We start from the raw sequence: 22,413 nt of genomic DNA, 5'->3' as shown, positions 1-22,413 counted from the left end.
TCACTCCGGTGAGGCGGCCAGGGAGAGCGCGAAGGGACTTGACGCGTCGGCAAGCTGCAGGATCGGTTGCGGATGAGGCTCCCAAGCGCCGCCTTCGCCCAACCGCGCACGCAGCTCCAGCGTGCCGGGACCGAACGACCAGAGCGCCTGGATTGCCTCACCCTCCCGCCGAAGCGCACAGGTGGGGTTCGGGTTCCGCGCCAGCAACGGTTGTATGTGGATGCTCCGCAGCGACAGCAGGTGGCGCATGAAGGCCTCGTGCGCGACCTGCTCCGGCCGTTCGGCCCGGCCGATGCGCGAGGCGGCGAAGGTCTGCTCCGCGACCGGGTCCGGCACCTTGCCGCCGAAGCTGCTGAAGCGGGCGAACTCCTGCGCCCGGCCCTTGCGCACGGCCTCCGCCAGGTCGCCCGAGAAGTCGACGAAGAACAGGAAGGGCGCATCGGTCAGGAACTCGTCGCCCATGAACAGCATCGGGACGAAGGGCGTCAGCACGGTGAGCGCGGTCACCACGCGGTAGGCATGCCGGTCCGCGACCAGCTGGTGCAGGCGCTCGCCCTGCGCCCGGTTGCCGACCTGGTCGTGGTTGCCCACGAAGTTGACGAAGGCTGTGCGCGGCAGGTGGGCGGACGGCTCGCCGCGCGGATGCTCCGGGGCGTCGTCGGAGCGCTCCTGCCCCTGCCGCACGTAGCCGTCCGCCAGAGCGATCGCCATGTCGCCGACGGGATCGACGGCAAAGGGGGCGTAGTAGCTTTCGTCCTCGCCGGTCAGCAGGCAGTGGACGGCATGGTGCCAGTCGTCGTTCCAGGTGCCGTCGTAGGGACTGTCGGGCTCGAAGTAGCGGGCGAGGTTGCGCTCGTCCTCGGTCACCAGGTGGATGGGCCGGCCCCATTCGCGGCTGCGGATGCGGGCGCCCAGCTCGTCCAGGAAGTGGGTTGGCGAATGGTCCTCGATGGCGTGGACCGCATCGAGGCGCAGCCCGTCCAGGCGGTACTCCTCCAGCCAGTGCAGGGCGTTGCCGATGAAGAACTCGCGCACCGCGGGGGTCTCGAAGGCGATGCCCTGGCCCCAGGGAGAGGCGCGGTCGGGGTGGAAGAACGAAGGGCACCAGGCGCCGAGGTAATTCCCCGAGGGGCCGAAGTGGTTGTAGACCACGTCCAGCAGCACGCCCATGCCCAGGCCGTGCGCCGCGTCGACGAAGGCGCGCATCGCATCGGGCGTGCCGTAGGCGTTGTGGGGCGCATAGGGCAGGACCCCGTCGTAGCCCCAGCCGCGCGTGCCCTCGAACTGTGCCACGGGCATGATCTCGACCATGGTGACGCCAAGATCGCGCAGGCGCGGCAGCTGCGCGGCGGCCGCCGCGAAGGTGCCTTCCTGCGTGAACGTGCCAAGGTGCAGCTCGTAGACGACGGCCTCGTCCCAGGGGCGGCCACGCCAGGCGTGGCGCCACGCGAAGGCCGCGGCGTCCACCAGGAGCGACGGCCCGTGGACGTCGCCCGCCTGCGCCCGCGCGGCCGGGTCCGGATAGGGAGTGCCGTCGATGACCCAGCGATAGGGGGCGCCGGCCTGCGCCTCGGCGTCGATCCGCCACCAGCCCGCGTCCCTGGGGCTGGCAAGCAACGCCGCCCCGTCGAGTTCGACGCGGACGTCCTCGGCATCCGGGGCCCATAGCCCGAAGCGCCACGTGTCGCCCCGCTTGCGAGCACCCCATTGCAGGTCCTGCATGATGCCTCGCGCGCTCAGAGGGGACGGAACAGGCACAGGCTGGCGGGCGAGATCGCCGCCGCTTCGCCCGCGATCGCCTCTTCGGTGAAGGGATCCTCGCGCGCGGTGTCGACGATGCGGGTCCAGTGGCCCTCGGGCAGGGTGAATTCCAGCCCGTCGCCGGCGTTGAGCACGGCGAAGAGCGGCCGACCGCCGTCGAGGAAGACTTCGCGCGTCGAGTAGTCGACCAGCATGCCCAGCACGCGAAGGCCCGGCTGGCTCCACAGCTCCTCGTCCATCGGGCGGCCGTCGGGCTGGAACCAGGCGATCTCCACGCGCTCGTTGTCGCCCGTCTCGCCCATTAAGAAGTTTTCCTGGCTGAGGACGGGGAACTGGTGGCGCAGCGCGATCATGCGGCTGCAGAAGTCCAGGAATGCATCGTCCCGGTTGACCCAGTCCACCCAGCCGGTGGCGTTGTCCTGGCAGTAGACGTTGTTGTTGCCCTGCTGCGAATTGCCGATCTCGTCTCCCGACAGGATCATCGGCACGCCCTGGCTGACCAACAGCGTCGCCACCATGGCGCGGCGGCGCCGGGCGCGGGCGGCAACGATGCCGGCATCGTCGGTGGGCCCCTCGGCGCCCATGTTGTCGGAGATGTTGTTGTCGTGCCCGTCGGCGCCGCCCTCGCCGTTCGCCTCGTTGTGGCGCTCGTTGTAGGAGACGGTGTCCATCAGCGTGAAGCCGTCGTGCGCCGCGAGGAAGTTGACCGAGGTGGTGGCGCCGCGGTCCGAGTGGTTGAACTGCACCGGGGAGCCGATCAGGCGCTGGCAGATCTCGCCCACTTGTCCTTCGTCGCCGCGCCAGAAGCTGCGCACGTCGTCGCGGAACTTGTCGTTCCACTCGCGGAAGGGATGCGGGAAACCGCCGACCTGGTAGCCGCCCATGCCTACGTCCCAGGGCTCGGCGATCAGCTTGACGCTGGCAAGGATGGGGTCCTGGCGGATGGCGTCGAAAAAGCCGCCCTCACGGTCGAAGCCCTGCTCCTCGCGGCCGAGGGTCGACGCGAGGTCGAAACGGAAGCCGTCCACGTGCATGACCTGCACCCAGTAGCGCAGCGAATCGAGCACCATGCGCATGACCATCGGGTGCGCCACGGAGAGGGTGTTGCCGGTGCCGGTATGGTCGAAGCTGTGGCGCGGGTTCTCCGGGCTCAGCAGGTAGTAGCTGGCGTTGTCGAGGCCGCGGAAGCACAGCGTCGGGCCTTTCTCGGAGCCCTCGGCCGTGTGGTTGTAGACCACGTCCATGATGACTTCGATGCCGGCCTTGTGGAACCGCTTGACCATGTCCTTGAACTGGCGGATTGCGCGCGGCGCCATTTCACCGCCGCGCAGGAAGCGGGGCTCGGGCGCGAAGAAGCCGAGGCTCTGGTAGCCCCAGTAGTTGGACAGCCCCTTGTCCAGCAGCATGCGGTCGTCGAGGAAGAACTGGCAGGGCAGCAGCTCGATGGCGCTCACCCCCAGCTTCCTGAGGTGCGCGATGATCGGCTCGCTGGCCATGCCCTCGTAGGTGCCGCGAAGCGCCTCGGGCACATCGGGATGGAGCATGGTGAGGCCGCGCACGTGCGCCTCGTAGATCACCGTCTCCGTCCACGGGCGGGCGATGGACTTGTCGCCCTCCCAGTCGAAGTCGGGGTCCTGGACCACGCTCTTGACCATGAACGGGGCGGAATCGCGCTCATCGAAGGTGGTGTCGTCCCCGCTGGGGAGGTCGTAGCCCCAGAGCGCGTCGTCCCACTTGAGCGCACCGGAGACCTCGCGCGCATACGGGTCGAGCAGGAGCTTGTTGGGGTTGAAGCGGTGGCCCTGGCCCGGGTCGTAGGGGCCATGCGCGCGGAATCCGTAGAGCTGCCCGGGGCGGATGCCGGGCACGTAGCCCGAGAAGATCGACCCCTCGCGCGAGGGCAGCTCCATGCGCGAGATTTCCTCGCGGCCGTCCTCGCTGAACAGGCACAGCTCGATGGCCTCGGCGTTCTCCGAGAAGACGCCGAAATGCGTGCCTTCCCCGGTGAATTCGGCGCCGAGCTCGTGGATCAGCCGTTCGGGACGGGCGAAGGAAAAGCTGGCGGACCCCTGCGACATTGCGATGCTCCCATGCCACGGCGCAGGCCGCGAGGGGGCCTGCAGTCATCGTGGTGCTGCAACCGCTAACTCGCGTCACAGGGCGGCGTTCCCGCCTATGGGCCACCGCGCGCCCTGCCGGCGCGCCGGGCCCGAACCGCAGCGGGCCCCGGCGCGATCTTTCGCACCGGGGCCCGCGACATGAGAGGGTGGGGAAGGCGCGTCAGCCGACGAAGGCGCGCTCGATCACGAAGTCGGCCGGCTTGTTGTTGGAGCCTTCGACGAAGCCCATGCCTTCGAGCATCGCGGCGATGTCCTTGTTCATCGCCATCGAGCCGCAGAGCATCACACGGTCGGTGGCGGGGTCGAGTCGCGCCTCGCCCGGCACGCCCTCGAACAGGCGGCCGTTCTCGATCAGGGTGTTGATGCGGCCGGTGGTGTGGAACGGCTCGCGCGTCACGGTCGGCACGTAGTGGAGCTGCACCAGCGCCTGGTCCTCGACCAGAGGGTCGCCGGCGAGCTGGCTCTCCAGGTCCTCGCGGAAGGCCAGGTCGTCGACCCGGCGCACCGAGTGGACCACCACGACCTGCTCGAACATCTCGTAGACGTCGGGATCGCGGATCAGCGAGAGGAACGGCGCCAGGCCGGTGCCCGAGCCGAACAGGAACAGGCGCTTGCCGGGCGAGAGCGCGTCGGTGACGAGCGTGCCGGTGGGCTTGCGGCCGAGGTAGATCTGGTCGCCCGGCTGGATCAGCTGCAGCTTGGAGGTCAGCGGGCCGTCCGGCACCTTGATCGACAGGAACTCGATCTCCTCGGCCCATGACGGACTGGCGATCGAATACGCGCGCAGCAGCGGCTTGCCGTTGTCGCCGGGCAGGCCGATCATGATGAACTCGCCCGAGCGGAAGCGGAACGAGGCCGGCCGCGTGATCTTGAAGCTGAAGAGATGCTCGTTCCAGTGGCGGACCGACAGGACCGTCTCGACGCTCAGCGCGCCGGTGGGCTCCAGGACGGCCGAAGGAGCCAGGGTGGCGGCCTCTGCCTTGCGATCGCTCATCGACTTCTAATCCTCGATCTTCAACGGGTTGATCAGCGCCATCCCAAAGCCGGCGACGGTCATCGCCGCACTGGCCCGGCACAAGGCCTGCGCGACTGCAGCAACCGTGTCGGAGGGCACCACGTGCGCGAGAGTCGCGCGCACGTTTTCGCGGCGCCCTATACCGACATCGCGCCAAAGTGCAAGCAGCAAGGCCTCGTGCTCGGCGATGCGGGGGCAGCCCATTGGCGCGAAGGAGAGCCGTTCTGTGGCGCGGCGGCTGACCAGCGACATGGCCATGTGGAAGTCGGGCAGGACGAGGGCGGCGTTGAAGCTGGCGAAGGCCCGGCCCAGCGTCCGCAATGGGCAGCTCCCCTTGGCGGCCGAATGGACCCAGCCGCGGATCGCCCACAGCAGGAAGCGGCCGTCGTTGTCGAGTTCGGTGACCGGACGGTCGATGAAGTCGTACATCGCTGCTTCGCTCCTTACTTGCGCTGAAAACGCTATTGCGAATTATTCGCATACCTATGTGCTCTGGACGGGGGGCGGCGTCAACCCGCGGCCATGGAGCGAAGGCTTGCGGCGGCGGACAGGCCGTTACCCGCAACGGCCCGTCGCGCCGGCGCCACCTCGCCCTTGCCGCAGCGCAACAATGTCCGGCATCGCGGTTTGTACCTGCCGCTGCCCGATGGACCGTGAACTGCCCCTGCCGATGAAGCTCGACCGCCGCACCGTCCTCGCCGGGATCGCCGGCAGCACCTTCGCCGTCGCCACCCGCGCGGCCCTCGCCGCCGACGAGGTCGGGCGCATCGACGCGCTCATCGCCCGCATGACGATCGAGGAGAAGGCCGGGCAGATGACCTGCCTGGCCGACAGCTTCCGGCCCTTCAACCCGCCCAACCCGCAGGCCGGCATCCAAGACGAGCGGCGGCTTGCGCAGGAGATCCGCAGGGGCCGCGTCGGCTGCCTGTTCAACGGCATCGGCGTGGCCGGGGCGCGGCGCGCGCAGGAGATCGCCGTCAACGGCACGCGGCTGGGGATCCCGCTGCTCTTCGCCGGCGACGTCGTCCACGGGCTCAAGACGGTGTTTCCGGTGCCGCTGGCGGAAGCCGCGAGCTTCGATCCCGCGCTGGTCCAGCGCACGGCGCGCGCCATGGCGGTGGAGGCCACCGCGGCCGGGCTCCACCTCACCTTCGCGCCGATGGCCGATGTCGCGCGCGACCAGCGCTGGGGCCGCGTGGTCGAGGGCTCGGGGGAGGATGTCACGCTCACCGCGCTCCTCTCCGCCGCGCGCGTGCGCGGCTTCCAGGGCGACGACCTGCGCCGCGACGATTCGCTGCTCGCCTGCCCCAAGCACTTCGCCGCCTACGGGGCCGTCGCCGCGGGGCTGGAGTACGGCAGCGTCGACATCAGCGACGAGACGCTGCGCGAGACGCACCTACCGCCGTTCGGTTCCGCCTTCGCGGCCGGAGCGCTGACCACGATGGCGGCGTTCAGCGAGGTCAACGGGGTGCCGGCCACCGCCGACCGCGCGCTGCTCACCGGCATCCTGCGCGGCGAAATGGGCTTCCGCGGCTTCGTCTTCTCCGACTACACCGCCGACGAGGAGCTGGTCGCGCACGGCTATGCCGAGGACGAGCGCGACGCCGCGCGGCTGGCGGTGCTCGCCGGGGTCGACATGTCGATGCAGAGCGGGCTCTACGTGCGCTACCTGCCCGAGCTGGTGAAGAGCGGCGCCGTGCCGATGGCGACCGTCGACGTCGCGGTGCGCCGCATCCTCTACGTCAAGGCGGCCCTGGGGCTGTTCGACAATCCCTGGCGCTCGCTGGATGCCGAGGCCGAGCGCAGCCGTATCGCCACCCCGGCGCACCGCCGGCTGGCGCGCGAGGCGGGCGTGCGCTCCATCGTGCTGCTTCAGAACGACGGGGTGCTGCCGCTCGATCCCGCGCGGCGCCACAAGATCGCGCTGATCGGCCCCTTCGCGCAGGATCGCGACAACCTCTACGGTCCCTGGGCCTTCTACGGCGACCCCGGGCAGGGGATCGACGTGGCGAGCGGATTGCGGGCGGCGATGGTCGATCCCGAGGACCTGCGCGTCGTCGCGGGCTGCGGCATCCACGACGCCGTCGAGGGCGGCGTCGCCGAGGCGGTGAAGGCCGCGCGCGCGGCGGACGTCGTGATCCTGGCGATCGGCGAGGCGCAGGACATGTCGGGCGAGGCGCAGTCGCGCACCACGATCGAGATACCGCCGGTGCAGCAGGCGCTGGCCGATGCGGTGGCCGCCACCGGCAAGCCGGTCGTCGTCCTGCTGCGCCATGGCCGCGCGCTGGCGATCCACGAAGGCGTCGCCAACGCCAATGCCGTGCTGGCGACCTGGTTCCTCGGCTCGGAGGCGGGCCACGCCATCGCCGACGTGGTCTTCGGCAAGGTCGATCCGTCCGGCAAGCTGCCCGTCAGCTTCCCGTGGGAATCCGGGCAGGAGCCGTTCTACTACGATCGCAAGTCCACCGGCCGGCCGGTCATGGGCGACGGGCCTACCGAGTACAAGGCGCGCTACGCCACGACGGACAACAGCGCCCGCTATCCCTTCGGGCACGGGTTGTCGTACACCCGCTTCGCGCTGGAGAAGCTGCGCCTATCCGACACCGCCTTGCGCTGGGACGACCAGATCGCGATCTCCGCGCGCCTGACGAACACCGGCGAGCGGCGCGGCAGCGAAGTGGTGCAGCTCTACATCCGGGACCGCGTGGCGAGCCGCACCCGCCCCGTTCGCGAACTCAAGCGCATCGAGCGGGTGACGCTCGGTCCGGGGGACAGCAGCACAGTGCGTTTCACCCTGTCGCGCTCGGACCTCGAGTTCGTCGGCGCGGGCGAGCGACGGCAGGCGGAGCCCGGCCTGTTCGACCTGTGGGTCGGCCAGTCGTCCACCGGGGGGCTGCATGCGCAGTTCACGCTCTATGCAGCGGAACGGCCGAGCGGCCCCAAGGCGTGACAACATCGCACGGGCGGTCTATCGGGACCTCCGTCGCGCCCCCGCGGGCCGCGCGCCAGCAGCGCGCCCGCCCAAGAAAGGTCCCGCTTTGTCTCCCGCTCGCCACGCCGCCGCCCGTGCCCTCCTGGCCGACCCGCTCACCAACAAGGGGACGGCGTTCACCGAGGACGAGCGCGATCTTTTCGGCCTGCACGGGTTGCTGCCGCCCCACGTGGGCACGCTGGACAGCCAGATCGAGCGGCGCATGCGCGCGCTCGATTCGATGGGCAACGATTTCCAGCGCTATTCCTTCCTGCGCGAGCTGCAGGATTCGAACGAGGTGCTGTTCCACGCCCTGGTGCAGAGCGACCTGCCCAAGCTGCTGCCGCTGGTCTACACGCCCACCGTCGGCGAGGGTTGCGAGCGCTTCAGCGAGATCTGGCGCCGGCCCCGCGGCGTGTTCCTGAGCTATCCCAATCGCCACCGCATCGCCGACATCCTGGCCGATCCGGCCTTCGACCGCGTGAAGGTGGTGGTCGTCAGCGACGGCGAGCGCATCCTCGGCCTCGGCGACCAGGGTGCCGGCGGCATGGGCATCCCGATCGGCAAGCTGGCGCTCTACACCGCCTGCGCCGGCATCCACCCGGCCGAGGTGCTGCCGGTCCTGCTGGACGTCGGGACCGACAACCGCGCCCGGCGCGAGGACCCGCTCTACGTCGGCTGGCGGGCACCGCGCGTGCGCGGCGCCGAATACGACGCCTTCGTGGAGACCTTCGTCAGCGCGGTTCACGAACGCCTGCCCGGCGTGCTGCTGCAGTGGGAGGACTTCGCTGGCAAGAACGCCTACGACCTGCTGGGACGCTACCGCGACCGCCTGCTCAGCTTCAACGACGACATCCAGGGCACCGCCGCCACCGCGGTCGGCACGCTGCTGGCGGCGATCCGCAAGACCGGCGTGCCGCTGGTCGAGCAGCGCGTGGTGCTGCTGGGCGCGGGCGCAGCGGGCAGCGGCATCGCCGAGCTGCTGGTCAAGGCGATGATGGCCGAGGGGCTGGACGAAGCCGGTGCTCGTGCGCGCATCTGGGCGGTCGACCGCGACGGCCTCGTGCTGTCCGACATGGTGGCGCTGCCGCCGCAGCAGGTGCCGCTGGCGCGCCGGCGCGACGAGATCGCAGGCTGGACGCTGCCCGGCTCGGGCGTGGTCGGCCTGCGCGAGACGGTCGCCAACGTGCGCCCGACGGTGCTGATCGGCGCCTCCGGCCAGCACCGCGCCTTCGACGAGCGGACGATCCGCGAGATGGCCGCGCACGTCGAGCGACCGGTGATCTTCCCGCTGTCCAACCCGGTCTCGCGCGCCGAAGCCCATCCGGCGGACCTGCTGGCCTGGAGCGACGGGCGCGCCATCGTCGGCTCGGGCAGCCCTTTCGGTGTCGAGGGCGTGACGCAGGTCAACAACGTCTACGTCTTCCCGGGGGTGGGGCTGGGCGCGCTGGCGAGCGGGGCCACGCGCGTGACCGAGGGCATGTTCATGGCCGCCGCACGCCGGCTCGGCACGCTGGCGGGCAATCGCGCCGGCCTGCTGCCGCCGATCGACGACCTGCGCCAGGTGGCGCTCCAGGTCGCCGTGGCGGTGGCTGCGCAGGCGCAGGAGGAGGGCGTGGCTTCGGCTCCTCCCGCGGAGTTCACCGAGGAGGCGATCCACGCCCGCATGTGGAAGCCGCACTACGACTGACCACGGCGGAAGGGCTCAGTCCCCCGCCACGGCAGCACGCGCGGCGACGAGCGCTCCTGCGGCCGCGACCCAGCTGACCAGCAGGAAGCTGGTGCCGTAGTCGCCGCAGGCCTCGTAGATCGCGGCCATCGCCGCGGGACCGATCATGACGCCCAGGAACGTGTAGACCTGCGTGCCGCCGATCACGCGGCCGGTGTCCTCCGGCGCGCAGTGGCGAGTGCATTCGGCCATGAGCACGCCGTTCCAGCCGGTCATGCAGAAGCCGAACAGGCACAGGACCGCGGCTTGCGCGGCGGCGGGCAGCGCGTCGAGCTGCCAGAGCGTCACCATGCAGGCGGTGGAGACGGCGCCGATCAGCGCCAGCACGCGCAAGCCGCCCCAGCGGTCGCCCACGCCGCCCCACGATATGCGGCCCAGCGCGCCGCAGGCCTGGACCGCGCCGGCGACGAGACCCGCCTGCACCAGCGACCACCCATGCTCGACCAGCATGATGACCGTGAAGGCCGAAAGCGAGAGCTGGAGCGAGGAGTAGAGCATCCCGATCACCGACAAGGCGCGTAGCGGCGCCTTGCCCCAGACCAGGCGCTGCTCGTAGAGGAAGTTGCGCCACAGCGACGCGCCGGCAGGCCCGGCGGGTCTTGCAGTGCCGCCCTTGAGCGCCAGAACCGCGATCATCGCGAAGCATCCCGCCGCGCCCAGTCCTAGCGTCGGCCTCCATCCGAGCACGGGGGCGAGCGCCGGCAGCAGGACGCTGGCGACCACGCCGCCCACGGGAACGCCCGCCTGCTTGATCGAGAAGATGAGGGAGCGGCGATGCGGCGGCGTGACCGCGCCCAGGATCTGGGCGCTCGCGGGGTTTTGCACCCCGTAGCCGACCCCGATCACCAGCGAGGCGGGGAGGGCAAGCCAGGGGCTGGCGCTCGTCAGCAGGATCAGCCCCAGTCCGAAGCAGGCGAGCGCGAGCTGCTCGATCCGCACCGGTCCGCGATGCTGGATCATGGTCCCCGCGGCGGCGGAGGCGAGCGCGCTGGCCGTATAGATCACGCTGATCTGGTAGCCCACGTAGTGCGGCGCCAGCCCGAAGTCGCGCGCCACCAGCGGAGCGATTCCGGTCAGCGCGAGCGCGGCCATCGTCGAGAGGATCTGGATAGTGGTCGTGGTCGCCAGCGCCGCGACGACCGCGGAAGCCCGTGCGGTCGCGGGACCGGGGGACGGAGCGGACGCTTGCGGGCGGGATGGCTGCATGGTTCGCGCCGCCTAGACCGCAGCCGCCGTCCCTGTCCATGCAGCATTGCGAAGGAGCAGGGCGCGCGGGGGGATGCGGCGTGCGGGGGCGGCGTCAGGATCAGCGCGGCTCGGACCCGCGGGCCAGCATGCCGTCGAGCTCGTCGGTCCGGCGCACGTCGGCGAACATGATGCGCAGGTTGAGCAGGGCGGCGTTGTGCTCCTCGTCCGTGACCGCAGCGGTGGCATCGGCCAAGAAGACCACGCGATAGCCCATCATGTTGGCGTCGCGCGCGGTGCTCTCGCAGCAGCAATTGGTCAGCGTTCCGGCGATGACGAGCGTGTCGACGCCGGTGCCCGCCAGTGCCGTCTCCAGCGCGCGGGCCGGGCACATGAAGGCGCTGTAGCGGTACTTGTCGAGCACGAGATCCCCCCGGGCGACGTCCAGCGCCGGATGGATCGCCTGCCCCGGCGCGCCCGGCTGCATGGCGGCGACCGCCCTGCGCACCGTCTCGTCCGTCATGTCGTACTGCCAGGCAGGCATCGCCCAGCGCGGGTCGTCGCTTGTCGTCTGGCGCGTCCAGATGACCCGCCCCCCGGCGCCGCGCACCGCAGCGGCGGCGCGATTGACGTTCGCGGTCACGGCGCGCGCGTACGGATTCCCGAACACCTCCCCGGGATCCATGAAGACGCGCTGCATGTCGATCGCGACGAGCGCCGTGCTCGCCGGATCGATGCGGGCGAAATCGTTGTGCACGCGGCCGCGGGCGATGGCCCAGTCGGGCAGCGAAATCGTGTGGGCCATGCTGCGTCGATCTCCTTGGGCGGTGCGCCAGGCCCATGCTTTCACGCCCGCTGCGAGGCGGCAATGGCGGGCCGGGCGCTGACGAAGGGAGTGCGCTTCGTGACAAGTTCGTGGCGGATGCTGCCGCCGGCGGCGGCGGTACGATCCCGGGGCGCGAGGCGCGCAGGCGCTTGAGGTGCAAGCGTTCCGCTCCCCCCGCGCGATCCGTGGGACCGGGCCGTGGCCTGCGCCGCAGCGGTGCGCCGCGCCGTTGCAGGGGGCGCAAAAGGGGCGCCGGGCGGCCCGCGCCGCCGCCTCCGACCGCCCAGACGGTGATTTTGCGCCGGGTGCCCCGCCGTTTGATCGCGAGCGCACGTCCCAACTTGACGCTTGCGTCACTCGGGATTTCCCCGAAATTCAGAGCATGGATCGAGGCCGCAGCGCAAGCGCGGCGCTCGCCTCCGGTGATAGAACAAGACTTTCAATGACAAGCGCGGCCCGCCAAGGCGCCGCGACAAGAACATCAGGGAACGCGTGCAGGCGCCGGGCGGACACAGGACCGTCACGGCCTCTGCGGGGGCGAGCCGGCCGTGCCGGCATCGGCCCGCTCGGGTGAGGATCTCCGGAACCGAAGGGCGGTGGTAAGGGGCACGTCGTTGTGGCGCGCCTGGAACGATGGGGGGAAACTGTGTCCACGAGAACGCGATTGAAGATAGCCACGGGCGTTTCCGTAGCGGCGCTGCTGGCCGCCAGCTGTCCCGCCCAGGCGCGGGCCGATGAAGCCGCGGCCGATGCCGCCGCTGCCGACGCGGCCGCTGAAGGCAGCGCCCCGATCGGCGAGATCGTCGTCTCGGCCGAGCGCACCAACGTCACGCTGCAGAAGGCGTCGCTGTCCGTCACCGCGGTGACCAGCGACACGCTGGAGAAGGCGAACATCACCGAGGTCACCGGCCTCAACGGCAGCGTGCCGGGCCTGGTCGTGGCCAAGAGCGGCGGCGGCGAGCGCATGATCTCGATCCGCGGCATCGGCTCGGAAACGCCGGAGAACCCCTCGGCCCAGCCGGGCGTCTCGTTCCACATCGACGGCGTCTACATCTTCAACTCGATCGCCGCCAACGCCGCCTTCATCGACGTGGCGCAGGTGGAAGTGCTGCGCGGGCCACAGGGCACGATGTACGGCCAGGGCTCCACGGGCGGCACCATCAACGTGGTCTCCCGCCAGCCCGAGCCCGGCGTCCTCTCCGGCTCCGCCAACGTCGGCTATGGCAACTACGACCTGCTCAAGGCCGACGCCGCGCTGAACGTGCCGCTGGGAGACACGCTGGCCGTCCGCGCGGCCGTGCAGCGCTACCGCCACGACGGCTATGCCAAGGCCACCGACGTCGCCGAGGACCCCGACTACGAGCTGGACGATGCCGACGAGTGGGGCGGCAAGCTGGCGGTCAAGTGGCAGCCCAACGACCGCGTCTCGGTGCTGCTCAGCACGATCCAGTACGAAGGCGACAACCATGCCGCCGCGCAGAAGAACATCCTCGATCCCAATCCCGACCCGCGCGAGCTGACGCAGGACTTCCCGGGCCAGACCTATATCCGCACGAAGCTGTACTACGGTGTTGTGCGGTTCGACCTGGGCGGCGCCACCTTCAGCTCGATCACCAGCTACCAGAAGCTGCACAGCCGCCTGTCGTGGGACAGCGACGGCCTGAACCGGGACCTGTTCTTCGCGGTGACCGACGCGATCCAGCCGGGGACCGGGGTCCGCTACGACCACACCGCGCTGTGGGAACAGCGCACCACGTCCTGGACGCAGGAATACAACATCGCGTCCGACAACGAGGGGCCGTTCCGCTGGATCGTCGGCGGCGTCTACCTGCGGTCGCAGAACCGGAACTACATCAACGAGTACCGCTCCGACGAAGGCGACGGCCTCGATCCCGCGCTGCCGACCGACACGCCCTACAACGCGCCGGGCGTAGACGCCATCACCTATGCCGAGCTCTCCGGGCTCGTGCGCGAGGCCTGGGCCGGCTATGCCCAGGGCAGCTACGAGCTGACCGACAGCCTGACCGTGACGGCTGGCCTGCGCTACAACCACGACAAGTACGGCGGCGCCAGCGACAGCATGTCGGGCGGCACCAGCGGCAACACCTCGGGCGCCTACCTCCAGCCCATGCCGGGCCTCGGCACCAGCACCGGACGCGTCACCGGCAAGTTCGCGCTCGACTACGACCTGAGCCCGGAAAACATGGTCTACGCCAGCTTCACCCGCGGCTTCAAGCCGGGCGGCATCAACAGCTCGGCGGCGCAGGGGAACAGCTCGTTCACGGTGTTCGGCTGGGACAGCGGCGTGAAGCCCGCCTACAAGCCCGAAACGCTCGATTCGATCGAGATCGGCTCGAAGAACCGCTTCCTGGGCAACACGCTGCAGATCAACGCCTCCGCCTTCTACTACTTCTACAAGGACCTCCAGTACCTCGAAGAGGACGCCATCCTCTTCACCGAGGGCATCGGCAACGCGCCCAAGGCGGAAGTCTACGGCGCGGAGTTCGAGATGGACTGGCGCGCGACCAGCCAGCTGCGCTTCGAGGGCTCGCTGTCGCTGCTCCACGGCGAGTTCACCAGCGACTACTACGCGCTGGACTCGACGAGCGCGGACGCCGCGCAGGCGGCGGCGGGCTATGCCGGGGTGGGGGGCTTCTACTCCAACTTCTACATGGCCTCGCTCGTCCGCGAGGCGGCGCGCCGCAACATCAACGGGAACAAGATCCCCAAGATGCCGGCGGTGCAGGGCTCCGCCGCGGTGTCCTGGACCGGGGAGGTCGGTCCCGGCGAGTTCACCGCCCGCGCCCAGTACATCTATCGGGGCAAGTTCAACTCGCGCCTGTTCGATAGCGGGGCGCAGGACCACACGCCCGACTACTCGCAGGTGAACCTCTTCGCGAGCTACGCCTTCGGCGACAGCGGCATCAGTGCCTCGGTCACGGTGACCAACGTGTTCGACGAGGAGGGCATCAACTCCCGCTTCACCGATCCCTACGGCAGCGGGCAGATTTCCGACACCTACATCCCTCCGCGCCAGGCGATCTTCTCGCTGGGATACACGTTCTGACACCCGCAGCGTTTCCGCCGGGAATGCACGCGATGGCCGTCCCGCTGGGGCGGCCATCGTCGTGGAGGCAGTTGGCATGAGCGTCAGCGTGTTCGGTTCGCTCAATCTCGACGTCGCGCTGCGCCTGCCGTCGCGGGCGGGCTGGGGGCAGACCGTGCTGGTCGCGCAAAGCGCCCGCGCGGTCGGCGGCAAGGGGCTCAACCAGGCGGTCGCGGCGGCGCGGTTCGGCTCGGCCACCCGCATGGCCGGTGCCGTGGGCGCGGACGCGGCCGGAACCCTGCTGGTCGAGGCGCTGGCGGCCGAGGGGGTGGACACGGCGCATCTCGAGATCCTCGAAGGGCAGGACAGCGGGCGCGCGACGATCCTCATCGAGCCCGGCGGCGACAACATGATCGCGGTGGAACCCGCCGCGAACCTGGCGGCCGGCGCCCAGCGCGCGCGGGGCGCGATCCAGGCCGACACGCGGGTGGTGCTGGCGCAGCTGGAAAGCGACGTCGACGCGATCGCCGCGCTGTTCGCCAGCCCGGAAGCGGCCGCCGCCTGCCGTATCCTCAATGCCGCGCCGGCACGGCCGGAGGGGGCACGGCTGTTCGACTTGTGCGACATGCTGATCTTCAACCAAAGCGAGTTCGCCGCCTATCTGCAGCTCGATCGAGAGCCGGCGAGCCTCGACGAACTGATCGCCGGCCGCAGGCTGCTGACGCGGCCCGGCCAGGTGGTCGTCGTCACCTTGGGCGCGCTGGGCTCGGCCGCGGTATGGGCGGACCGGGAGGTCTTCGCGCCGGCCTTCGCGGCGGCGGCGGTGGTGGACACGAGCGGGGCGGGGGACTGCTTCTGCGGCGTCCTGGCCGCCTGCATCGACCAGGGAATGGGGATCGCCGAGGCTTTGCGCCTCGCCAATGCGGCGGCTTCGCTGTCGGTCGGCCGGAGCGGCGCGGCGCGGTCGATGCCCTCCCGCGCGCAGGTGGAGGCGCTGACGGGGGCGGCCAGCTAGCAATTAGCACCGCATTAGCACGGCATTAGCACGCGGTTAGGAGGCAGGGAGTGGAGATCATGCGGCAGGACAGCGCGGCGACCGAGAGCAGGGACTATCGCCGCCTCGACGTGCGCAAGGTGAACCCGACGCTGGGCGCCTTCGTCGGCGGCGTGGACCTGACTGTACCTTTCGACGAGGGGCTGGCGGCAGAGCTGCGCCGCGCGCTCGCGGAGCACATCGTCCTCTTCCTGCGCGACCAGCCGGTCGACTTCGAGGCGCACCGGCGGCTGGCGGGGGTCTTCGGGGAGGCGCACGTGGCGCCCAGCACCGCGCGCTGGCGCGTCCCGGGCTACGACGAGATCACCCGCATGCACGCCGACGCCGCCTCGACCTACGTCGCGGGCGAGGACTGGCACACCGACATGAGCTGCGATCCCGAGCCGCCGCTCGGCTCGATCCTCTACCTCCACACCATTCCGCCACTCGGCGGCGACACGGTGTTCTCCAGCATGTACGCCGCCTACGAGGCGCTGTCGGACCGGATGAAGGCACAGCTGGAGGGTCTGCGCGCCGTCCACGACGCGGCGCGCGCCTTCGGCGGCATCGTGCCGGCGGGGCAGGCGCTGCCCCGTTCCTCGCATCCGGTGGTGCGCACCCACCCGGTGACCGGGCGCAAGGCGCTCTACGTCAACCGCAGCTACACCACGCACGTCGAGGGCCTGCCCGAGCGCGAGAGCGCGGCGCTGCTCGGCTTCCTGTTCGAACACGTCCAGAACCCGATGTTCCAGTGCCGCTTCACCTGGAGCCCGCACGCCATCGCCATCTGGGACAACCGCTGCAGCCAGCACATGGCGATCTGGGACTACTTCCCGCAGGTCCGCTCGGGCTACCGGATCCAGGTCAAGGGCGAGACGCCGGTCTGACCCGGCACCGCCGCGCGCTTACTGGAACGCTTCGTCCAGCGGCGCGTGGGCCCGGGCCGGCAGCGGCCGGCGCAGCAGGGCCACGGCGCAGAACAGCACCGCGCTGACCGCCGCCAGCGCGAAGAAGATCCCCGCGAAGCTGCCCGTCTCGTCCTTGATCGCGCCGCCCAGCGCCGGCCCCAGCGCCGCGGAGGTCGAGACCGCCATCATGATCGAGTAGAGCTCCAGCGAGGCGCGCTGGCCGAAGTACTGCTGGAGCAGCATGACCGTGCTCACGTAGCTGAAGCCGAGCCCGGCGCCGAAGGCGAGCATCCACAGGACGAGCGTGACCGGCCCGTTCGCCAGCGCCAGCGTGGCCGCGGAGAGGCCCAGGCACCCGAGCGAGAACATCGTCAGCGCGCGCGGGCTGGTCTTCTCGCCGGCGATCCCGGCCAGCGCCGAGCCGATCGCGCAGACCAGCGCCGAGAGGCTGATGAGCTGCGAGGCGCGGTCCTGCGCGATGCCGTGCTCCATCAGGTGCTGGTAGGCGAAGCCGTGCGTGGTGGTGTTGATCGCCAGGCAGGCGGTATAGGCGCCCACGACGACCCAGAACTGCACGGTGCCGAGCGCGGCGCGCACGGTCCACTCCACCGGGGCATCGGCGGAGGAGGACGGCTGATCGCCCGGTGCTGCGACGCGCAGGCGACCCGCCGTCAGGGTGCAGAAGCCGCCGACGACCACCGAGGCGCAGGCGAACATCAGCCAGTAGAACCGCCAGTCGAGCCCCGCGCTCTGCGATCCGTACCACAGCAGCGGCCCGGCGACCGCGCCGAGGTTGCCGATGGTGAAGTAGAGCCCCAGCACCGTGGAGCGGCGCTGGAACGTGCTCGACAGCACGTGGACCGCCGGCACCGTGCCGCAGAAGCAGTAGCCGATGCCCAGCAGCGTGGTGCCCAGGTAGTAGGTCATCACCCCGGTGGAGGCGTAGAGCAGCCCGAAGCCGAGGAACAGGATCACCGTTCCCGTCAGCAGCGTGCGGCCGACGCCCAGCTTGCGGATGGTCAGCGCCGGGGCCAGGCTGATGATGCCGCAGGCGGTGCCCAGCAGCGTGAAGCCGAACCCGGCCTGGGCCCACGACATGCCGAACGCCTCGACCATCGAGGGCAGCACCATGCCGAGCGAGTTGAACGTGCCCGCCGAGAGCAGGAAGTACATCAGGCACAGCGCCTGGAGCACGACGTAGACGAGCAGACGGGTGTTCATCGCATGGTCCCTTCCGGGCGGGTGGAGGTGGCGGCGCTCACAGCACCGGCCACCGGCAGGCTACGGTCTTGCCCGCGCGTGCAAGCACAGCAGGGGCGGTCCTCTCCACGTCGGCGATGATGGCATCCTCGTCGATCGTGGTCGAGCGGTAGTTGTCGACAAGCCGGCGTCCGTCGACCCAGACGCTGTGCACGCCCCGCCCGTCGGCCGACCAGACGAGCTGGTTGACGACGTTGAGCAGCGGCGTCCATTCCGGCCTTTGCCGGTCATGCGCGACGAAGTCGGCCTTCTTGCCGGGCTCCAGGCTGCCGATCAGGTGCGCCATCCGGGCACCGGAGGCGCCGTTGAGGGTCGCGCACTCGAGCACGTCGTAGGCCGAGAACAGGCTGGAATCGCGCCGGGCGTCCTTGAACAGCCCGGCGGTGACGTACATCGCGCGCATCAGGTCGCCCGAGTTGCCGTTGTTGTTGCCGTCGGTGCCGAGCTGAATGCGCACGCCGGCCGCCGCCATCTCCGGGAACAGGCCGGAGTGGCTGGCCCCGTAGGCTCCCTTCATCGCGGTCATCGGGCAGTGCGTGACGTGGGTGCCGCTGGACGCCAGCAGCGCCACCTCGGCCTCGTCGAGGAAGATCGCGTGGGTCAGCGACAGATGATCTCCGAGCGCTCCGATCTCAGCCAGGTGCGCGACGGGGCGGCGGCCGGTGGTGGCGAGATAGAACGCGGGGTCCTGCGGGTCCGGGCTCATGTGCGCGGTGACCCCGGCGCCGTGCTCGCGCGCGAGCTGCGTCGCCGCGCGCCAGAGCTCGTCGGTGGCGGTGACGTGCCCGACCAGCGCCGGCCAGGCCGCGAGCAGCGGGTCGCCGGCGCAGGAATAGCGCTCCACCTCGCGCTGCAGCGTGTCGATGGCCCGGGCGGTGAGCGCGGTCTGGTCCTCGGCAGGATCGAAGGCGCGGTCCTGTGCCCACTGGCCGATGCGGGCGCGGATGCCGGTTTCGGCCAGCCCGTCGTGCACCGCGTCGAGGTCGAGGATGGTGCCCGCCTCGATGAAGCAGGTGGTGCCGGTGCGCAGCATCTCCAGCGCCGCGAAGCGCGCCGAAAGGCGCTCCTCCGCAGGGGTCTGCGCCTGGTAGGTGGGGATCAGCCAGCCCATGACGTTGGCTTCCCAGTCGGTGTCGTCGGGCACCGCGCCGCGCGTGATCGGCTCTCCGGTCACGTGGACGTGGCAGTTCACGAAGCCGGGGGTCAGCACGAAGCGCGCACCGTCGATCACCTCGCGCGCGATGACGCTCGCCTCCACCTCGGTGCTGGGGCCGACGGCGTGGATGCGATCGCCCACCACGGCGAGCGCGCCGTCGCGGTAGATGCGCCGCTCCGCGTCCATGGTGACGATCCAGGCATTGCGGATCAGCAGGTCGACGGGGGTGGGAAGCGGGCGGTCGGTCATGCGGCGTAGCTCGCGCGCGCCATGTCTTCGAGGTGCTCGCCGATGGTGCGGGCGGGGCCGGATTCCGCGCCGGCGCGGCAGGTCGGTGCGGTCTCCATGCGGTAGAGCGGCTCCAGCTCGAAGAAGGTCGCCACCGAATGGCGCGCGCGCGCCGCGTGGTTGTTGCGCACGCGGTGCAGGTTCGCCTTGTAAAGCCCGCCGGTGAACCGCTCCACCATCTGACCGACGTTGATGACGAAGCTGCCCGGGATCGGCGTCGCCAGGATCCAGTCGCCATCGGCGTTGCGCACTTCGAGGCCGGCCATGTCGTCCTGCAGCAGGATAGTGATCGAGCCCCAGTCGGTATGCGCGCCGGCCCCCAGCAGGTTGCCGCCGGCGTCCTGCGGCTGCGGCGGGTAGGACAGCAGGCGCACCCCGCATTGCGGCTCGGCCAGCCCGGCGTCGAACCAGTCCGCGGCCAGGTCGACCGAGCGCGCGAGGCAGGCCATCAGGTGCCGGCCCAGCCGGATCATCTCGGCCTGGTACGCCTCCATCTGCGCGCGGAACCCGGGCAGCCCCGCCGGCCACTGGTTCGCGCCCTGCATCGGCACGCCGGCGACGACCCAGGGGTGCTGCGCCGGCAGGTCGCGGGCGAGCATGAAGCTCTCCTTGAAGTCGGCGGCCGATCCCGCGTCGAGCACTTGCCGCCCGGTCGCCTCGTAGCCGCGCCGGCAGGGCGAGCGCGTGACCGAAACGGCGTCCTTGTCAGCCGCGTCCTGCGCGAAGAAGGCGCGCGCCTGGGCGATCTGCGCATCCATCAGCGCCGGCGGCACGCCGTGGCCGGTGACGTAGAAGAAGCCGGTCTCGCGCAGCGCCCGATGGATCTCCCGCGCGACGCGGTCGCGCTCTGCAGGATCGTCGAAGCTGCCGGTCAGGTCGACTTGCGCGATCCGCTCGGCGGCGCGGGGCGGCTCGTAGACGATCACGATCCGCTCGCCGCGCTCAGGCGGAAGACGTTGCCTTCTGGGTCGCTCAGGACCGCCTGGTGCTGGCCGAAGAAGGTATCCTGTCCTTCGCGCACGAGTGTGGCGCCCTGCGCGACCGCACGCGCGGCCATGACCGCGACCTGCGCCACGGTGCCGACGTCGAAGGTCACGATCGCGCGCGTGCCGACCGGCTCGATCTCCGGCAGCTTGATGAAGGGTCGTACCGCCTGCGTCGCGAAGCCGATCATGCAGCCCCCGCCCCTGACCTCGCGGTAGCGCTCGTCGCGCGAGGCCAGCACTTCCTCCAGCCCCAGAGCGTCGACGTAGAACTGCGCCAGCGCCGCGACGTCGCGCGCCAGGAAGGTGACATAGACGAGCGTCGGAGCGAGGGTCGGCGCAAGGCTCATGCCGACCACGCCGCCACCACCGCCTCGGTGGTCACCAGCAGCGAGGTGTGCTGGCTCAGCGCGTGGAGCGCGCCGGTGTGCAGCGCCTCGTCGAAGCTGGCGCAGGCGTCGGACACCACGAAGGTGTGGAAGTCGCGGTGGAAGGCGTCGCGCGTGGTGGAATCGACGCAGCAGTCGGTGGTCAGGCCGGTCATCACCAGCGTGTCGATCCCGCGCGCGCGCAGCTGCTGCTCGAAATCGGTGCCGTGGAAGCTGGAATAGGCGAGCTTGCTCACCGCGATGTCACCGGGCTCCGGGTGGACGCGGTAGTAGTCCTCGCCGCCGCTGCCGATCCGGCAGATGCCCTCGCTGCCCGGCGTGCCGCGCCGCGCCATCCAGGTCTTGAGCGCGTTCGAGTCCGTCTCCGGGCGCGTCATCACGCGCATGAAGCCCACGCTCGCGCCGGCCTTGCGGGCAGCGGCGACGAGCGCCTCGATGCGGTCGATCGCCGCCTCGGCCGGGCTCATGTCGGTGCCGTGGCGACCGATCAGGCCCTGCGGCGAGGCGAAGTCGACCTGCACGTCCACCACGATCAGCGCGGTGCGCGCGGGCGCGATCATGGCGCCCAGGGCGGCGACGTCGGCGACGTGGGGCAGGGCCTCAGCCATGCGCCGTCGCCACCGCGTCGGCCGGGAAGCGCGCGCGCAGCACCGGCAGCACCTTCTCGCCGAAAACCGGCAGCGAGGCGTGGTAATCCGGGAAGATCAGCATGAGCCCGTCGAGCGACGTCTTCTCGAAGATCTCGCTCAGCCGCTCCACCACCGTCTCCGGCGTGCCGAGCACGTGCGGGGTCATGAAGGTGGACCGCGCCTTCTGCGTGAAGGCGTTCTCCTTGCCGATCTCGCTATCGAGGAAGCCGTAGGCGCGCATCATGCCGTGGAGCGCGCCTTCGTCGAACCCCGCGCGGAAGTGCGCGGCCGTCTCCTCCGCCGCCGCGTCGGTCTCGCCGAAGACCACGGTCATCATGGAATAGGTGCGGATCTTCGATCCCAGCGCGGCGGCGCCGGCCTTGGCCTCGGCGCTGGCCTTCGCCAGTTCCTCGACATGCCCGCCCGACAGGAACAGCGCGTCCATTTCCTTGGCGGTGAACTCGATGCCGACCTTGGAGGTGCCGGCGCAGACGAGGAACGGCGGGGTGGAGGGCTTGGGATTGGACATGCAGTCGTCGAGCGTGAAGTACTTGCCCTCCATGCTGACCGAATCCTGCGTCCACAGCGCCTTGACCGCCTGGATCCACTCGGCGGCGAGGACATAGCGCTCGTCGTGGTCGACGCCCTCGGGCCAGGCGCCCATCTGCGCGAACTCGCCCTTGTAGGAGCCGGTGACGAGGTTGAGCCCGGCGCGCCCGTGGCTGATCTGGTCGAGCGTGGCGATCATCTTGGCGGTGACCGCCGGGTTCTGGAGGATCGTGTGGACCGTCGCCCAGACTTTCACCCGCTGGGTCGCCTGTGCCAGCCCCGCCATCATCATCGGCGAGTCGAGCGAGGCGTTCCAGTGCTTCGTCTCGCCGCCGTAGCCGCGGTACTTGGCCATCGCCATGATGAAGTCGAGCCCGATCTCCTCGGCCAGCTGCGCCGCCTTCAGGTTGTAGTCGTAGGACCCGTCGAGCGCGGGCGCGTTCTTCGACAGGATCCAGCCGCCGTTCGCCATCGGCATGAAGATGCCGAGGTCGCGCCCCCCCGTGTCGGAAGGAAGGCCGAAGCTGGCCGGTCGCGGTTGGCTCTGGATCATGTGTCTCCCCTG

17 protein-coding genes are annotated in these 22,413 nt (G+C 70.4%); 5 read left to right on the top strand and 12 right to left on the bottom strand.

What is annotated here, in order from left to right; translation table 11 throughout:
• From treZ to ACFFJC_RS10220, 4 genes are all read right to left on the bottom strand, one after another.
• Complete coding sequence (gene treZ / locus ACFFJC_RS10235; RefSeq protein ID WP_379487403.1) at positions 1–1,722, bottom strand: malto-oligosyltrehalose trehalohydrolase; 1,722 nt, start codon at positions 1,720–1,722, stop codon at positions 1–3.
• Between the two features lie 14 nt (positions 1,723–1,736).
• Positions 1,737–3,839 (bottom strand): glycogen debranching protein GlgX, encoded by a 2,103-nt coding sequence (gene glgX / locus ACFFJC_RS10230; RefSeq protein ID WP_379487402.1) that lies wholly within the window; start codon positions 3,837–3,839, stop codon positions 1,737–1,739.
• Between the two features lie 202 nt (positions 3,840–4,041).
• A complete protein-coding gene (locus ACFFJC_RS10225) occupies positions 4,042–4,875 on the bottom strand; it encodes a ferredoxin--NADP reductase (RefSeq protein WP_379487401.1) in 834 nt (277 codons plus the stop codon).
• 6 nt (positions 4,876–4,881) lie between these two features.
• Positions 4,882–5,325, bottom strand: coding sequence for a hypothetical protein (locus ACFFJC_RS10220; RefSeq protein WP_379487400.1), 444 nt, complete (start codon positions 5,323–5,325; stop codon positions 4,882–4,884).
• Positions 5,326–5,566: 241 nt separating this feature from the next.
• Here ACFFJC_RS10220 and ACFFJC_RS10215 point away from each other — a divergent pair, with 241 nt between their 5' ends.
• Positions 5,567–7,846 carry a glycoside hydrolase family 3 N-terminal domain-containing protein gene (locus tag ACFFJC_RS10215; RefSeq protein ID WP_379487449.1) on the top strand — a complete coding sequence of 760 codons (2,280 nt, stop codon included), beginning with the start codon at positions 5,567–5,569 and terminating at the stop codon, positions 7,844–7,846.
• An 88-nt stretch (positions 7,847–7,934) separates the two neighbouring features.
• Complete coding sequence (locus tag ACFFJC_RS10210) at positions 7,935–9,557, top strand: NAD-dependent malic enzyme (protein WP_379487399.1); 1,623 nt, start codon at positions 7,935–7,937, stop codon at positions 9,555–9,557.
• A gap of 15 nt (positions 9,558–9,572) precedes the next feature.
• On the opposite strand, the gene ACFFJC_RS10205 is transcribed toward ACFFJC_RS10210, so the two are convergent.
• Positions 9,573–10,802 carry an MFS transporter gene (locus tag ACFFJC_RS10205; RefSeq protein ID WP_379487398.1) on the bottom strand — a complete coding sequence of 410 codons (1,230 nt, stop codon included), beginning with the start codon at positions 10,800–10,802 and terminating at the stop codon, positions 9,573–9,575.
• Between the two features lie 100 nt (positions 10,803–10,902).
• Positions 10,903–11,586 carry a cysteine hydrolase family protein gene (locus ACFFJC_RS10200; protein WP_379487397.1) on the bottom strand — a complete coding sequence of 228 codons (684 nt, stop codon included), beginning with the start codon at positions 11,584–11,586 and terminating at the stop codon, positions 10,903–10,905.
• A 685-nt stretch (positions 11,587–12,271) separates the two neighbouring features.
• On the opposite strand from ACFFJC_RS10200, the gene ACFFJC_RS10195 reads away from it, so the two are divergent.
• The 3 genes from ACFFJC_RS10195 to ACFFJC_RS10185 all read left to right on the top strand — a co-directional run bounded on the left by ACFFJC_RS10195 (position 12,272) and on the right by ACFFJC_RS10185 (position 16,573).
• Positions 12,272–14,674, top strand: coding sequence for a TonB-dependent receptor (locus ACFFJC_RS10195; protein ID WP_379487396.1), 2,403 nt, complete (start codon positions 12,272–12,274; stop codon positions 14,672–14,674).
• Between the two features lie 76 nt (positions 14,675–14,750).
• Positions 14,751–15,668, top strand: coding sequence for a ribokinase (locus tag ACFFJC_RS10190; protein WP_379487395.1), 918 nt, complete (start codon positions 14,751–14,753; stop codon positions 15,666–15,668).
• A 59-nt stretch (positions 15,669–15,727) separates the two neighbouring features.
• The gene (locus ACFFJC_RS10185) at positions 15,728–16,573 is read left to right on the top strand and encodes a TauD/TfdA dioxygenase family protein (RefSeq protein ID WP_379487394.1); all 846 of its coding nucleotides are present in this window, start codon (positions 15,728–15,730) and stop codon (positions 16,571–16,573) included.
• A gap of 18 nt (positions 16,574–16,591) precedes the next feature.
• Here the strand turns inward: ACFFJC_RS10185 and ACFFJC_RS10180 are convergent, their stop codons facing one another.
• The 6 genes from ACFFJC_RS10180 to ACFFJC_RS10155 are packed head-to-tail and all read right to left on the bottom strand — an operon-like array spanning position 16,592 to position 22,401.
• Complete coding sequence (locus ACFFJC_RS10180; RefSeq protein ID WP_379487393.1) at positions 16,592–17,815, bottom strand: MFS transporter; 1,224 nt, start codon at positions 17,813–17,815, stop codon at positions 16,592–16,594.
• A 37-nt stretch (positions 17,816–17,852) separates the two neighbouring features.
• Positions 17,853–19,259 carry an amidohydrolase family protein gene (locus ACFFJC_RS10175; RefSeq protein WP_379487392.1) on the bottom strand — a complete coding sequence of 469 codons (1,407 nt, stop codon included), beginning with the start codon at positions 19,257–19,259 and terminating at the stop codon, positions 17,853–17,855.
• The gene (locus tag ACFFJC_RS10170; RefSeq protein WP_379487391.1) at positions 19,256–20,224 is read right to left on the bottom strand and encodes an isopenicillin N synthase family dioxygenase; all 969 of its coding nucleotides are present in this window, start codon (positions 20,222–20,224) and stop codon (positions 19,256–19,258) included. The genes ACFFJC_RS10175 and ACFFJC_RS10170 overlap by 4 nt, the downstream gene beginning before the upstream one ends.
• Positions 20,221–20,631: a VOC family protein gene (locus ACFFJC_RS10165; protein ID WP_379487390.1), complete on the bottom strand. Its 411-nt coding sequence runs from the start codon at positions 20,629–20,631 to the stop codon at positions 20,221–20,223. The genes ACFFJC_RS10170 and ACFFJC_RS10165 overlap by 4 nt, the downstream gene beginning before the upstream one ends.
• Positions 20,628–21,278, bottom strand: a complete 651-nt coding sequence (locus ACFFJC_RS10160) for a cysteine hydrolase family protein (protein ID WP_379487389.1) — start codon at positions 21,276–21,278, stop codon at positions 20,628–20,630. Before ACFFJC_RS10160 ends, ACFFJC_RS10165 begins: the two co-directional genes overlap by 4 nt.
• Positions 21,271–22,401: an LLM class flavin-dependent oxidoreductase gene (locus ACFFJC_RS10155; RefSeq protein ID WP_379487388.1), complete on the bottom strand. Its 1,131-nt coding sequence runs from the start codon at positions 22,399–22,401 to the stop codon at positions 21,271–21,273. The genes ACFFJC_RS10160 and ACFFJC_RS10155 overlap by 8 nt, the downstream gene beginning before the upstream one ends.
• Positions 22,402–22,413: the final 12 nt, after the last annotated feature.

This window comes from Novosphingobium soli (assembly GCF_042432915.1).
Classification (GTDB): Bacteria; Pseudomonadota; Alphaproteobacteria; order Sphingomonadales; family Sphingomonadaceae; genus Novosphingobium; species Novosphingobium soli.
Note: the sequence above shows the minus strand (reverse complement) of the source record. Positions and strands in the feature narration are given on the sequence as shown.

Coding starts and splice junctions, on each gene's coding strand:
- treZ (WP_379487403.1), bottom strand. CDS start 1,722: ATGCAGGACCTGCAATGGGGTGCTCGCAAGCGGGGCGACACGTGGCGC.
- glgX (WP_379487402.1), bottom strand. CDS start 3,839: ATGTCGCAGGGGTCCGCCAGCTTTTCCTTCGCCCGTCCCGAACGGCTG.
- ACFFJC_RS10225 (WP_379487401.1), bottom strand. CDS start 4,875: ATGAGCGATCGCAAGGCAGAGGCCGCCACCCTGGCTCCTTCGGCCGTC.
- ACFFJC_RS10220 (WP_379487400.1), bottom strand. CDS start 5,325: ATGTACGACTTCATCGACCGTCCGGTCACCGAACTCGACAACGACGGC.
- ACFFJC_RS10215 (WP_379487449.1), top strand. CDS start 5,567: ATGAAGCTCGACCGCCGCACCGTCCTCGCCGGGATCGCCGGCAGCACC.
- ACFFJC_RS10205 (WP_379487398.1), bottom strand. CDS start 10,802: ATGCAGCCATCCCGCCCGCAAGCGTCCGCTCCGTCCCCCGGTCCCGCG.
- ACFFJC_RS10200 (WP_379487397.1), bottom strand. CDS start 11,586: ATGGCCCACACGATTTCGCTGCCCGACTGGGCCATCGCCCGCGGCCGC.
- ACFFJC_RS10190 (WP_379487395.1), top strand. CDS start 14,751: ATGAGCGTCAGCGTGTTCGGTTCGCTCAATCTCGACGTCGCGCTGCGC.
- ACFFJC_RS10185 (WP_379487394.1), top strand. CDS start 15,728: ATGCGGCAGGACAGCGCGGCGACCGAGAGCAGGGACTATCGCCGCCTC.
- ACFFJC_RS10180 (WP_379487393.1), bottom strand. CDS start 17,815: ATGAACACCCGTCTGCTCGTCTACGTCGTGCTCCAGGCGCTGTGCCTG.
- ACFFJC_RS10175 (WP_379487392.1), bottom strand. CDS start 19,259: ATGACCGACCGCCCGCTTCCCACCCCCGTCGACCTGCTGATCCGCAAT.
- ACFFJC_RS10165 (WP_379487390.1), bottom strand. CDS start 20,631: ATGAGCCTTGCGCCGACCCTCGCTCCGACGCTCGTCTATGTCACCTTC.
- ACFFJC_RS10160 (WP_379487389.1), bottom strand. CDS start 21,278: ATGGCTGAGGCCCTGCCCCACGTCGCCGACGTCGCCGCCCTGGGCGCC.
- ACFFJC_RS10155 (WP_379487388.1), bottom strand. CDS start 22,401: ATGATCCAGAGCCAACCGCGACCGGCCAGCTTCGGCCTTCCTTCCGAC.